The 15,197-nt window shown below is 35.9% G+C and carries 9 protein-coding genes; all 9 read right to left on the minus strand.

Features of this window, described 5'->3' with window-relative positions:
- Positions 1 to 238 precede the first annotated feature (238 nt).
- Positions 239 to 1,801 (minus strand): response regulator transcription factor, encoded by a 1,563-nt coding sequence (locus A8L44_RS00145; protein ID WP_077247917.1) that lies wholly within the window; start codon positions 1,799 to 1,801, stop codon positions 239 to 241.
- On the minus strand, positions 1,788 to 3,593 hold the full coding sequence (locus A8L44_RS00150; RefSeq protein WP_254654673.1) for a cache domain-containing sensor histidine kinase: 1,806 nt from the start codon (positions 3,591 to 3,593) through the stop codon (positions 1,788 to 1,790). Before A8L44_RS00150 ends, A8L44_RS00145 begins: the two co-directional genes overlap by 14 nt.
- A gap of 512 nt (positions 3,594 to 4,105) precedes the next feature.
- Positions 4,106 to 5,200, minus strand: a complete 1,095-nt coding sequence (locus A8L44_RS00155; protein WP_375138408.1) for a glycoside hydrolase family 88/105 protein — start codon at positions 5,198 to 5,200, stop codon at positions 4,106 to 4,108.
- 100 nt (positions 5,201 to 5,300) lie between these two features.
- On the minus strand, positions 5,301 to 6,620 hold the full coding sequence (locus A8L44_RS00160; protein WP_066099773.1) for an ABC transporter substrate-binding protein: 1,320 nt from the start codon (positions 6,618 to 6,620) through the stop codon (positions 5,301 to 5,303).
- A gap of 28 nt (positions 6,621 to 6,648) precedes the next feature.
- Positions 6,649 to 7,485, minus strand: coding sequence for a carbohydrate ABC transporter permease (locus A8L44_RS00165; RefSeq protein WP_066099776.1), 837 nt, complete (start codon positions 7,483 to 7,485; stop codon positions 6,649 to 6,651).
- A gap of 8 nt (positions 7,486 to 7,493) precedes the next feature.
- Positions 7,494 to 8,438: a carbohydrate ABC transporter permease gene (locus A8L44_RS00170; RefSeq protein WP_066099779.1), complete on the minus strand. Its 945-nt coding sequence runs from the start codon at positions 8,436 to 8,438 to the stop codon at positions 7,494 to 7,496.
- A gap of 161 nt (positions 8,439 to 8,599) precedes the next feature.
- Complete coding sequence (locus A8L44_RS00175) at positions 8,600 to 9,937, minus strand: ABC transporter substrate-binding protein (RefSeq protein ID WP_066099784.1); 1,338 nt, start codon at positions 9,935 to 9,937, stop codon at positions 8,600 to 8,602.
- Positions 9,938 to 10,227: 290 nt separating this feature from the next.
- Positions 10,228 to 11,571, minus strand: coding sequence for a glycoside hydrolase family 28 protein (locus A8L44_RS00180; RefSeq protein ID WP_066099787.1), 1,344 nt, complete (start codon positions 11,569 to 11,571; stop codon positions 10,228 to 10,230).
- Between the two features lie 410 nt (positions 11,572 to 11,981).
- Positions 11,982 to 14,549, minus strand: coding sequence for a type I pullulanase (gene pulA, locus A8L44_RS00185; RefSeq protein ID WP_066099790.1), 2,568 nt, complete (start codon positions 14,547 to 14,549; stop codon positions 11,982 to 11,984).
- Positions 14,550 to 15,197: the final 648 nt, after the last annotated feature.

The raw sequence follows: 15,197 nt of genomic DNA on the forward strand, positions 1-15,197 counted from the left end.
CTTCTAATACAGTGTCGGCACCAACGACAACATCCTACTTATCTTTATGAAAATTGGTTAATTCTTTGATAACTGAATCATCATTTATAACCGTTTAATCCGATCACTCAAAAGATGTTTTTTGGTTGATTAGTAAATAAATTCTTCAATTGATTCGATTATATTGGTCGAATGAAATAAGTTAAACCTATGCCCTAAAATCCAAAAAAATTTTAATTTATTTCATAAAAAATTAACATTATGCTCGATGTTTTTTACGAAACTCGGCTGGGGTATAACCCGTATATTTCTTAAAACAAATACTGAAATACTGAGGATTGTTATAACCAACCCTCTCCGAAACCTCATATGTTTTAACATACTCAGTGGTTAATATATCAATCGCTTTATTCATCCTTAGTTCCAATAAAAAGTCACCAAAGTTAAACCCTTTTTCAACTTTAAATAAGTTGCTTAAATATGGTGGGCTAACGTGCACTTGTTTAGCTACTTTTAATAAAGTTAATCCACTTTCTTGATAAGATTCCTTCATATAATTGATTGCCTGATCGACAAGAGAGTAACGATTATTTTTTAGCCCCTTATTCATTAACAAGGCCCATTCCTGAACTAAGCGCTGAAGGATTTCCATCATTTCATTAAGCGATTTCAAACCCATGATATCATCGTAGTATATGGATGAATCAAAACTATTCATTTCTTCCTGTTTCCACTTTTCAATTTCATAGAAAAGCATTGAACTAAATTTAATTGCTAGTATCTTCATTTCTTTTAATGTAAGGTTTCTGCAATTAAAAATGACTTCATTTAATTCATCAAGAGTTTTAGTTATTGACCCAGGTAAACCTAGTATTATTTGTTCCTCTAGTTTACGTTCAATTCCTATCAACTTTTCTTTGCTTATCTGCCAATCAGAGGGGGCATCATCAATAGAGTAAATTTGACCATGTCCCATAATATGCCTAATATCCATGGCCAACCGACAGTCTAGAAATGAATTGCTTAACTCGAATAAATTATTATATATTCTGCCTAATGTGATGGTCATTAATAGTCTAGTCGAACCCATCAGCTTGAGGATATTATTTGCCAACAAATTCATCCTGTTATTCTGATTCGTTTCTAAGGAAAGAAAGATAGCAACTTCATTTTCTCCGGCATTCAAAACCACTCCCATGCATGGTTTCACAGATTCTGATATCAAGGTTGCTATCTTAGCGCTAAACTTATCGATTAATCCTTCCTCTTGTTCACAATGAATCAGCATAGAGGAATAAAAAGGGCCTTCTAAATGAATTCCGAGTGAGAATAATTCTTCCTCGATATCCACACGCTCTTTCTCCTGCCTGGCAAGCTTTTGAAGGAAATTCTGTTGAAGTAACGGAATAGATGCTTGAATTTTCTTATAATCCGCTCTTTCTTTTTCCCATTCAAACGCTGCTTCTTTTGCTTTTTCGAGCAACAGAGTTGAGTCTACTGGTTTTAATAAATAGTCAAACGCTCTTAATTTGATTGCTTCTTGTGCATAGTTAAAATCTTCATAGCCCGTTAAAAAAATAATTTTCGATGTTGGGCTTTTTTCTTTCACAAGCTTGGCCATCTCAATTCCATTCATAAAAGGCATATTAATATCAGAAACCACAACTTGCGGCTGTTCCTGTTCGATTAATTCCATTGCAATTTCTCCATCCCCTGCCTCCCCTGCAACACAAAAACCATGATGCTCCCAAGGAATTGTTTTACATAAGCCTTGACGGATAATACGATCATCTTCAACAATAATTACTTTATACATGGTCATTGATTTCCCCTTTTGTTTTGGGAATTATAATGGTTACTTTCGTGCCTTCTCCTTGATCACTTACTATGAATATTCCATATTCTTTACCAAAATGAATTTTCACGCGTTCATTAACACTTTGTAAACCCACACCAATAAACCTTTTCTTTTCTCCATAAGCTGAATTGAGTTCCTTTTGAATATCTTCCAATTTTTCTTTATTGATACCGCTACCGTTATCGATTACATCTAAATAAATTAGATCGTCTTTTTCGTAGCCACAAATTTCTATCTTTGCTTGGCCCCGTTTTTGTTTAACACCATGATAAATAGAATTTTCTAACAACGGCTGTAATGATAGTTTAATAATGTTGTAATTGAGAATCTTTTCTGAAACATTAATTTTATAGGAAAAATCATCGCCATATCGCATTTCTTGTATATATAAATAGTTCTCAATATGTTCGACTTCCTCCTTTATTGATATTATTTCTTTTCCTTTACTAATGCCAATTCGAAAAAAGCTAGAGAGTGCCATTACCATTTTACTTGCATCCTCATTTAATCCCATATCAGACAACCCCTTAATTGAATAGAGAGTATTGTAGAGAAAATGAGGATTAATCTGGGCGTGCATGACAGCAAACTCTAATTGCCGCTTCTCCTCTTGCTCCAATCGTATTTGATTCATTAAAGCATGAATTTGTATATTTAGTTGATTAAAACCATTTTGAAGGATCTTCATTTCTTTTGGACCCGACATTTCAAAATTCAAATGAAGATTTGTCGATTCAATTGTTTTCATTTGTCTTGCTAATTTTTCAAATGGGCCTGATACAAATCGGCCAATGAAATTTGAGAGAAATATCGCTATAACACTCATTACCGCAATGAGTGTGAAGGTCAGATACTTAATATAATTGACTCGCTGAAGAATTTCTGATTGAGGTATTATCGAAACCAGCTTCCACTTATTCACGCCAATCGTGTCATATAAGGCTATCATGGTCTCGTTATTCTTATTTTTAAACGTTAGTCTTCCAACGTCCTTATTAACAGTTTGTAAATATGTAATCATACTTTCGTCTAGTTGATATTCTTCCTCTACATCCTTTGATTCAAAATGCCCATCTGGACTGATGAGAGTTAAATACCCATTTCCTTCTATTAAAGATTTATTAAGAATTTGCTTAAAGAAGTCCTCTCGAAAATTAAATAAAATAATTCCTTCTGTTGATGTATCTTGATTATTAATTAACTTATAAACTGATACTACCTTGTTTCCTTCTGCAAATGCTTGATTACTATGTAGATTACGCCAATAATAGGATTCATTATTCCCTCGGTCTGGTTCAAAATAATCTTCATATGAAATAGTTGGAAAGCTCTGGTCACTGTTCCGGTAAACGGAAAATTCACCACGATTAATATCGATTAATATCGATTCAAGCATAACGTTAAAGTGACTGTATATAACTTGTAGTTTATTATCAAAAGCAATATATGTCTCTGGACTTACATCGCCTTCTTCATCAATAGCAAGCATTTGAATTTTTGGATCATTAGATATGGCAACTAACTGTTGAAATGCATCAGAAAGCATGTATTCTAAGTAGTTTTTCGTTTGATAGACGGTATCACTCATACTATTATATGTATTTTCTTCTATTTGTTTTGTTGCGAGCAAAGTGGATACCCAACCAATAATAATGATAAAAACAATCATTATAGGAAGATACAGTGAATTAATTGTCGATTTTACAGAAAACAAAAAATACTTTCTTACCAAAGTTTTCATTCTTTCAGTAATCATGCTAGCTACTCCTCATTAAAGGGCTTATTTCTTAATTTTACCAAATTATTCTTTGTGTGGGTAGCTAGCATTCCTAAAACACCAATTAAGCCATGTCGGATATAGTAATAATAAGATTGAATAATCATTCTAGTTATTAAAGACGATTACCAAGAAAATATACATCATTACTCTCTAAGACTATAAAAACCAAACCCTGTCTTAATCAGGTACTAAATAAATTGTTTTACTAAGACCAAAACCGCTCCATCTATAATCAACCACTTCAATCTAAATCATTTTAAACAATATCTAAATTCTTTCTCTTTTCAATTTACATATTTCATCCCTTTCCCTGCGCTAACCACTTCCACTATATGTAGCCTGTTTTGCCAGTCGTAACAAAATGCTTCTATCCTTCCTCCTTTCAAAATTTTATAGAAACCTTTTCTAAGTTGAACAAACTCCAACATAAGAAAAGGTTTCTTGACGTCACTTGAAAATATTGAGTTCTAGATGTAAAAAGTTCGAATCTAGTTAGAAAGGTCATATATAGCCATACTAGCTAAAATAAATGCACCCATTCCGTGCAAATCATTTTCGGAAGTTGGACGACCTACATAGTAATCATATAATCCAGCTGAAGTACCAATACAAATACCACTTAGTGTCAAAGTACTTTCTTCTTCCTTAACCATAAGTTTTAACAAACCATTATATCCCTTATGGACTATTGCATGATAGGAATCATTTACATACCCGTGTTTGATTGCCTTGGCAATGAAGTAGAGAAATAGTGAGGAACAAGATGACTCTAACCAGTTATCCTGACGATCCCCTTTATCCACAATTTGGTACCATAATCCTGATTTTTCATCCTGATATGCAGCAATAGATCGGATTAGTTTTTGAAGCGAAGGAATAAGTTCTTCCTGTCCACGTTTTTTATCTCCTAAAAGCTCTAACAAATCAATGACAGCGGTTCCATACCATCCAATGGAACGGCCCCAGAATTCTGGAGAACAACCTGTCTCACTATTCGCCCAAGGCTGAACTATTTTCTCATCCCAAGCGTGATAAAGCAAGCCAGTTTCATTATCAGTCATATTCTTTCTCATAAGCTTTTCTTGCCGAAGGACCGTTTGAATTAAATCATCTTCTTGGAAATTCTTGCTATACAACAACATGAACGGTCCTGCCATGAACAATCCATCTAACCACATTTGGTACGGATATTTATCTTTGTGCCAGAATCCACCTTCCTCCGTTCGATTAATCGTTTCTAATAACTGGCGGAGTTTCCTTGCAGCAATCATATATTTTCGATGCTTTGTCTTTTTATAAAGAGGGAATAACAAGATTCCAGCTTGTACAGAGTCAAGTTCATCCCTGGCAAAATAAAGATTCCCTTCTTCATCAATCAGACTATCAATATAGGCTTTCATATAATCGAAATATTCATCTTTTCCTGTGGCTTCCCAAACACGTAACATCCCGTATAAAAAGACACCTTGATGATAGTGAAAGGAATTAGCTGGTGGGAGCTCCTCCGGTTGGTATGTATTCATTATTGCTTGGCATGCTTTCTCAGCCAGTATCAACGCCTTCTGGTTCACTGTTTCCTGAATATGAGTCATTCTTTTGTACTCTCCTTTCAATCTATAAATTCTTTACTTCTTATAAATATAAATGGGGTGTTAATGCAATCAACACCCCATACTTATTCATCTATTTTTTAAATACTCCATCATATTGTTTTTGTGAATCTTCAATTGCCTTTGCCCATTCATCTAAAAATTCTTGTGCAGTCATGTCTCCACTCATAACCGATTGAGTACCAGGGTCGACAATATTGTCAAGGATAGAACGATAGTCTGGCAAATAGAAAGGAGGCTGGTAAAGAATAGTTTCTGGGTTATCGTATACATCGAAAGCAACTTTAATATGATGGCTGTTCTTAACCCATTCTTCTTTTAAGACATCTGAATTGGTTGGGATTTGACCCACTTGCTCATTCCAATAGCTTTGGGACTCAGCTGTGTTAATAAACTCCGCAAATTTCCATGCAGCGTCAGGATGTTTCGTTGTTTTAAAAACTGCAGTGTTAATTGCATTTCCGCCTTCTGCTACGTATTTTCCATCTTCAGTTTTAGGAAGCGGGATTGCCTTATATTGTCCGTCTTTTAATGACTTTTTGTGCTCCCCATAAGAGCCGATATTATGATGCACCATCGCTACAACACCTGTGTCAAATCCAGCAATCATTTCTTTGTAGCCGTTTGTGATATCACTCTTTGGTGTAAATTTTTTATAATTGGCCAAGTACTTTTCAATAAACTCTACATGTTTAGAATCATTAATAGTCGCTTTTCCGTTTTCATCAAAGTAATTTTCAATTCCGCTATAAGCATACATAGAACGCTGCAACTGGAAGGAACCTCCCGCACCTCCACGGATTGTGTATCCATAGCGTTGTTTCTCTTTATCTGTCATTTTTTCGATAGCTGTAAAGAAATCATTCCAGGTTTCAGGCTCCTTCACGCCATCTTCTTTAAACCAGTCTGATCGTATCCAAAGAATGTCAAGGTTTTGTGTATATGGAAGACCGTATAGCTTGCCATCTTGTGTAATGTCCTTGTTGAACTCAACTGCTCCTTTATTAATCAAATCCTTCAACTCAGACTTTTCAAAATAGGAATCAAGAGGCAGTAAGGCATTTCGTATAGAGAATTCAGGCAACCAACTTGTTTGAACTGAGCCTACATCAGGCATATCATCAGCAGCGATTGCAGCATCGTATTTCGATTTTGATGATTTATTTGGGATCCCTACATATTCAACTTCAATATTCGGGTTCTCCTTTTCAAAACGCTCAATCAATTCTTTCCAAATTGGCGTACGCTCTGGTCCTGCGTTCTCATCCCAAAACGTTATCTTAACTTTTTCATCCCCTGATGTTCCAGTGGCTCCCTCTTCTCCCTTACAACCTGCAAGAAGTACACCTACTACCAATAATAGTGCTAGTAAGGATTTTGTAGATTTTAACATTTTATATCCCCCCATAAATGAATTAATATTAACCTTTTACTGCTCCACCCATACCGTTAACAAGGTGTTTTTGAGCATAAGCAAACAGTAAGACTGCCGGAATAAGAGCAATTACACTTCCTGCTGCTAATGCACCATAATTCACGTTAAACTCTCCCATCATTGAGCTTAATCCTACTGGCAATGTGAACATTGATTGTTGATTCGTTAACATGAGTGCTATTAAGAATTCATTCCAAGTATAGATAAACGTAAACACAGCTGTGGCAACAATTCCCGGAATCAGCAACGGCAGTACCACATAGCGAATGGCTTGCAACTTACTGCAACCATCAATCTGTGCAGCTTCTTCTAATTCTTTTGGGACATTCGATATAAAGCCAGTCATCAAAATCGTCGTAAAAGGTATTTCAACCGCTGTATATGTAAGAATGAGTGAAAGCGGATTACTGATTAGGCCAAGGTTTTTAAAGATGATAAAAAGTGGAATAATCATCATTGCCCTTGGTATGAATTGCGTACATAAAAGCATTAATAGAAATCCTTTTTTCCCTTTAAACTGGTAACGACTTAGAGCATATCCAGATAATGTAGATAACACGATTACTATTATTACAGTACTGATTCCGACAATCAGACTGTTTTTAAAATAAGTTGCAAACCCGACACTGCTCCATGCTGTCACAAAGTTATCTAGTGTTGGCGCCAAAGGTACGTATTCCAACGGGCGTTTCATGATATCCCCTTCAGATTTTAATGCTGTATTAATCGTCCAGTATATTGGGAATATTGTAAAACTCAACATGAAAGTTAGCGGCAGATACAAGAATAGAAACTTATCCGTCACCTTTTTATTTGTCAACATTTCAGAAATCACTCCCTTTCATAGCGTGATAATTTGAGATAAATGACAGCAAAAATGAATAGGATTCCGAAAGATATCACTGTTAATGCTGATCCATATCCAAAATTACTGCCGTGTACGGCAAGATCAGCAATATACATTGTCAGTGTGGTAGTTGAGTGAGACGGCCCTCCACCTGTTAAGTTAAAGATAAGGTCTACGTTATTAAACTCCCAAACAACTCTAAGTAAGGTTGTTAAAATAATTGTATTTTTTAATTGCGGTAGAGTAATAAAAATGAGTGTTTTCCATCTATTTGCTCCATCAACCCGAGCAGCTTCATATAATTCTTCAGGAATACTTTGTAATGATGCCAATAATGTAATTGCGAAGAATGGGATTCCTCGCCATAATTCTGCAATTACAACAGATGCAAACGCCGTGGAAGTACTTGCTAAGAATGCTTGCGGTTCATCTACAATCCCAAACCTCATGAGCAAATCATTGATAACCCCCATATGCTCGTTATACATTAAAGACCACATTACAGAAGCTAAAACACCAGAGATTGCCCAGGGAACAAAGGCGATAGCACGTATAAGTCCTCTTAGCTTAAAAGTTTGATTTAATAGTAAGGCTAAAATCATTCCAAAGGTCAATTGCAAACCAACTTCTGTTACAACCCACTTAATACTGTTCCATAGACTTGGTAAGAAATATTTATCGTTTGTAAAAATATTCACAAAGTTTTCAAGACCAGCAAATCCGTTATAATAGGGTGCTGATATATCATAGTGCTGAACACTGTAATAAAAAACTGTTGCAATTGGATAAAATAAGAAACCAGCAACAAAAAGCAATGATGGGAGTAAAAATAGATAAGGAATAAGTTTCTCTTTTTTTATTTTTCGCTTCTTCCTCTCTGGTCCCTCCCTTTCGAAAGCGGTTTCATTCGTTTTTTCAAGAACACCCATTTCTCCTCCTCCTTTCATGCTTTCATTATAGTTGAAACCGCTTTCTTAAATAATTAAAGATTTTTAGATTTTTGATAAATATATTAATGTATTTTAATTCTTTAGATAATCCTTCTACAAACAATACCTAGCAATAATGACAAAGAAAAACCAGATTGACTTCAATCTGGTTTCTTTGTTTGAACCGGATATTTATTCTCGTACCGTCTCATTGCATCCTCTATCGCTATTGCCCATTCATCTAAGAAGTCTTCAACAGTCTTTTTTCCGCTTAACACTGATTGAATACCTGAATCTACCATTAAATTAAGAATGGATCGATATTCAGGGAGATAAAAGGCAGGTTCGTAAATAATCGTTTCTGGGTCATTATAAATTTCAATTGCTTTCTTTATATGAAGCGATTCCTTTACCCAGCTATCATTTAATACATCTGAGTTGGTTGGAATTTGACCAACGACTTGATTCCAATAGCTTTGAGCACTCTTTGAATTGATAAAACGAACAAATTCCCATGACTCTTTCGGATACTCTGTATCCTTAAAGATGCTTAAACCAATCGTGTTTCCCCCTTCAACTACAAATCTTCCATCCATCGATTTCGGCACCGGAATTACTTGAAATTGATTGTCTTTTAATAATTTCATATGATCCCCATATGAACCAAGATTATGCTGAATCATCGCCACTCGCCCAGCATCAAAGCCAGCAATTAACGCATTATAATCATTAGCTATATCACTTTTTGGCGTATATTCCTGGTATAATGCAAAATAATCCTTTAAGAATTCTACATGCTTTTGATTATTTATTGTACTCTTCCCATCCTTGATATACTCCCCGATACCTGAATAAGCATACATCAGCCTTTGTAGTTGGAATGAACCTCCAACACCGCCACGAATAGAATAACCAAACTGATCTTTTGATTTATCTGTCATATTTCTAGCCGCCTGAAAAAACTCATTCCACGTTTCCGGTATTTTCACATTTTCTTCTTCAAACCAATCCGAACGTATCCATAATATATCAAGATTTTGTGTGTATGGAATTCCATATAATAGATTATCTTTAATTATTTTTCGGTTAAATTGAATAGCTTTTGAATTTATCTTCTCTTTCTTACTCCAGTTTTCAAAGTAAGAATCCAATGGAAGTAAAGCATCTCGATCCTTAAACTCGGGAAGCCAGCTCGTATAGACACTTGCTACATCTGGTGTATCATCTGAAGCAATTGCTGAGTCAAATTTCGATTTTGCTGAATCCTTATGCAGGGCGATGTATTCCACTTCGATTGTTGGATTTTCTACCTCGAACCTTTTAATTAACTCTTCCCATAGAGCTATGCGGTCCGGATCTTCACTATCATCCCAAAACGTAATTTCCACCTTATCATCTATTTGTTTTATTGGCTGAGGATTTATTGCCCCATACCCTGCCAATAGTACGCCTACTATAGCAATTACAAAAACTGGAGCAATTATTTTCATATACACCATTATATTTCCCCTTCATTCCCTGTCTTTCCTACCTACATTAAGTTTAGCGTAATTGATATAATGATTATTTAATAGGTATATAATTGTATTCTTTTAAAAACGGCTTTTTGGAAACATACTTCAAAAGGGCTTTTTAAATGATATCTACATTAGAGAATAGGCAAGTCATTTCTATTCTTATTTAGTTTTCCTGAGCTTTTTATGCCTTATTCAATAAAAAGAGAGAGCGTTTAGTAAAACACCATCTTCTTAAAATATTTGTATCCAAATACAAGTTTTATATATTATATTTACTTAACATTCTTCATAACATATAAGTTGGGTTCTTCTGTCCGCGAACTGCAGTCCTTAATTTCAATTCCGATAGCATTCTCAATACAAAATGCCGGACCCTTATGATTAGATACGATAACTTGATTAAATATCATATCCTTAACATTAGAACAATAGAAACCAACTTGTTTCATTGGCTCCAGTCCTTCCATCATTGCAGGTAACCCTGGTTCAGCATCATTAGCCATTGCAACAGAAACTTGATTAAATGTCACATCTTCCACATATTTCTCAGCTAATCCAAAAAAGAAGCCTGCAGCCGCGCTCACTTCTCGAGCAGTAATATTAGAAAAATGAATTCGTCTGAAAACAGGGGTTTCCTCTGTTATGGGATATGGTTTTTTATCAGATACAAACTGGTCTTTCCCTCGTGGCCCGCAATAATAATAAAGGTTAGCAATAAATGGGCAAATCACCCTATTCATAACGATATTGTTAATCCTGATATCTTCAATTACTCCCCCACGGCCACGTCTTGATTTTAACCGAATACCGCGATCAGTTCCTTCAAACACACAGTTACTCACAGTTACATTTCTGATGTCCCCACTCATTTCACTTCCTAGTACAATGCCTCCATGACCATGTATCATTGTACAATTCGTAATCGTTATATTTTCACAAGGAATACGTTTGTCTGTCGCTTCTGTGCCAGCCTTTATCGCGATACAATCATCTCCTACATCAATATGACAATCTGAAATTCTCACATTTCTACATGATTCTGGATTTATGCCATCTGTGTTTGGAGAATCCGGTGGATTTACAATCGTAACCAAATTGACTGTGACATCCTCACAACAAATTGGATTGACAGTCCAACTCGGAGAATTAATCATTTTCAATCCAGAGATTATGACTCGCTTGCATGAATCAAAACTGACTAATTTTGGCCTTGGATATTGATTTTCTTTCCTACGGAAAACCTCCCACCAAAATGCACCATTACCATCTATTGTACCGTGACCGGTTATCGAGACATTTTCAACATTTTCTGCATAAATACAGGAAGCATAAACTTCTTGTTCCGTTCCCTCCCACCGAGAATTCACAATCGGATATGCATTAATATCTGTCGTAAACTTAAGGATAGCTCCAGCTTCTATATATAAATGAACATTACTTTTTAATATCACTGCCCCTGTTAAACATTCACCTGCAGGTATGTAAACAGTGCCTCCACCTGCTTCTGAACATGTTTCAATAGCTTGAGTTATAGCTACTGTATTAATTGTCTCACCATCATTTACTGCACCAAAATTCTGAATATCGTATACGCAAGAGGGAACGGAAATCGTCATTAGTATTCCTCCTCAATCTATTATTATATTGATATGGGTAATCGATGTATCCGTCAGAGATCATCTCTTTGCTCTCAAAAATCAGAAAAAGCTAATTCCATCAAGAAATTTTTATTTTAATGTTTGCTATGGAAAGATTTAAAATATTGTTTTTTAAAGATGATGTACTACATTTATTTTAAAAAAAATGACAAATAAACATAATTCAAATTTTTTTCAGAAATGTATAATATTTTATTTGCTTTTAAAGCGCTGATATAACTTATGTACCGATAATCAATTCATTAGTTTCTAGATTCCCGTAGCTAATACATCTATTCTTCTATGCTAATATTAGTATTGTTATTTTTATTTATAAAAAAAGAACTCCTTCTTCAATCCTAAAGAGGAGTTCCTACCATATCGATTTTCTATTTATTTTCTTTATGTTTACTCCATTTATTCCTTTCTTGAAACACAACCGTACTTAATGCTGGAATAATTACCTTATCCCCTTTCAGCTTATATATGGGTTTCGAGGAAGCCTCATTCGCATTAACGAGTACATTCCATACAGCGTTTCTTGGAAGTACAACTTCAACATCATTTGTGTTGGCATTATGTGCTACAAAATAGCTCCCATTTTGCTTTCCTCTTGATGGTTCAGTAATCGTATAGACAATCGTATTTACCGGTGCATCCAAAAAGCGAATACTATCCTTTATTGCGCTGGCCTCCGTCATCCTGAATACTGGATGGTTTTTACGAAGATCTATCAACCCCGACATATATTTCACTTCATTCACAAATTCTGCATTCCGTTTCCAATCTAATTGATTAATTTCATCTGGGGATTTATAGCTATTATGGTCTCCATACTTAGTTCGCATAAATTCCTGTCCGGCGTGAATAAATGGGATCCCCTGTGAAGTTAAAATGATAGACGAGGCCAGTTTATGTCTTTGTTTTTTCTCTTCATAACTTGCATTTGGATTCGTCAATTCCAACTTGTCCCAAAGGGTGTGATTATCATGTGCTTCTACATAAGTGATGACCTGTTCCGGATCACGGTATGTCGCCTGGTTATTATCATAATCAAGACCGGCCATGATGCCTTTTTTGATCCGATCTTCCATATTCAATTTTCCATTTACGAATCCATTATCCTGCTCTTCAAATACGCTGCCCTTCAGTCCATCTCGAATGTCATCATTGAAATGAGCAATGCCAGGCATTTTTTCAGCATTTTTCTGATTTGCCTTTATGTCAGCCGCAAGCGGAGTATTTAAATCCCAACCTTCCCCATGGATAATAAATGATGGGTCAATACGCTTCAAAGCCTTCCTTACATCATTCATTGTCTCAACATCATGGATTCCCATTAAATCAAATCGAAATCCGTCCAGTTTATATTCCTTCGCCCAATAGCTTGAGGAGTCGACGATGAATTTACGCATCATTCTTCGCTCGGAGGCAGTATCATTGCCGACACCGGTACCATTGGCCAATGTACCATCCTCGTTGTAGCGGTAGTAATAGCCAGGAACCAACTTTTGAAAGTTTGACTCTGCAGCATCATACATATGGTTGTAGACAACATCCATTACTACACGTAGGTCCTCCTTATGGAGCGTTTGGATCATTTGCTTCAGTTCTTTTATTCTCACTTTAGGTTCATAGGGATTGGTAGAATAAGACCCTTCCGGTACATTGTAGTTTTGTGGGTCATACCCCCAGTTATACTGTGGCTCGTCAAGCTTTGTTTCATCTACTGTTTTATAATCATAGATTGGCAAAAATTGAACATGAGTTACTCCCAATGATTGTATATGATCAAGACCGGTTGGAAGCCCATTTGGTCCCTTTGTACCTTTCTCCGTAACGCCTAAATATTTCCCCTTTTGCTTAATTCCGCTTTCTGACTGGATGGACAAGTCGCGTACATGCAATTCATAAATAATTGAACTCTCTGGATTCGCTAACTTTGGTCTCTTATGTTTATCCCAGCCCTTCGGATTTGTTTTCGCTAATTCTATCACGGCTCCTTTTTGACCATTGACTGACGCTGCCCTTACATATGGATCAACAGCCTCTGTCCATTTCCCACCTATATTCACTTTATATGTGTAAAAGAGACCATCCTGATTTCCTTTTAATTTAGCCGTCCATGTCCCCTTTTTATCCGACTTCATCGTAATTTCCTTGCCCTTAGGATCATTCCAATTTTCATAAAGAACGAGCTTTGCCTCTTGAGCTGTTGGAGCCCATAAACGGAAGTTGGTCGAAAAACGTGAGTAGGTGTTCCCAAGATCATTGCCACCATAATAATACTGGCGATCAAACTCCTCTGTCCGCACCACTCCTCCTATCTCAACAGCCCGCTCTCCATAGCCCTCAATTCTCACGGCATAGCTTCCACGCACATCAAGCTTCTTGTTTGTTTTTATCGTAAACTTATTTGTTACTGAGTTATTCCCTTCCTCAGGAATAATTGCTTGAATGGGTGCATTTTCAAGCTCAATCACTATTCTGTTTATATCAAGTGGATTATTTGTCGTGACAGTGATTTCTGTAAAGCTGTCCATCGCTGCCTTTTTGATGCTCGGCTCACTGTTTGGTTCTGAATAGTACACTTCATCATCTCCTGAAATAATCCACACCTCCGCCTTTCCATCCTTTATTCCTTCAATCCAACGGTCGCCTCCATCTTTTTCCCATGAATCAGTACGAATAATAAAGCCAACCCGCTCATGAAGTCCCTCCAGTGTAAATCTCGCAACCTTTCCAAATGCATCTTCTTCCTCAAACTGTTCGACATGACCTTCTCCATTTTCAGGCCATACCCATAGATTCCAATCCTTTGCATCATCATTTTCCTGATAATGGATGACAATCTCCGTGTTTCCATCTTCTGCTTTTGCACTTAGCTGAGGGAGCATTGTCAATAACAAGCAAAATGTGCCTAGCCACGCGATAATTCTCTTCTTTCTCACAGACATCTTCCACTCCTCCTTCATTCTTCTCTTAGTAGGCAAACGATTGCATAAATTCATATATGTAATCGTTTTCATAATTACACCCTTCCATTCTAGTAAACTAGCTTTCTGAAGAACAGTTTACGTTTTCCTATTTTTAGAAGAATATGATTCAGAAATATGGACTTTATACCTATACCTTCATATAAAATACACGAAAGAAGATTTTCAGGCAGTTGAATCATTTTCCCTTACCAAAAAGATCCGTAATTCTTGAATAAGTCCTCTTTGACAGAAGGAAAGTTGCCCATCAACATACAAATGTCATTAATTATATGTATCTGCTACTATATTGCAGAATTCTCTTACATAATGGAGATATTTTTCACCCCAACAATAATCTGATTATTGATTACGAAGACATATTATCCCCCAAAGAATAATCGTGAAATATTCTAGCCATATTCTTAAACTCATGGCCCACCTGAAACATTCTTTGTACTTAAGTAAACTGAAGTACTTTATATTTTAAATCAACAAGCAACTAAGCCATCATTCTGTACACGAAGAAAGATGGTCTCTGCATCATACAGAAACCATCTACCCACCACGTAAAATTTTTATATGTTCAATAAAATGAAAATAGAACTAACTTTCTCTATTCATCATTGT

Origin of the sequence: Bacillus sp. FJAT-27986 (assembly GCF_001685035.1) — a bacterium.
Lineage (GTDB): Bacteria > Bacillota > Bacilli > Bacillales > Pradoshiaceae > Pradoshia.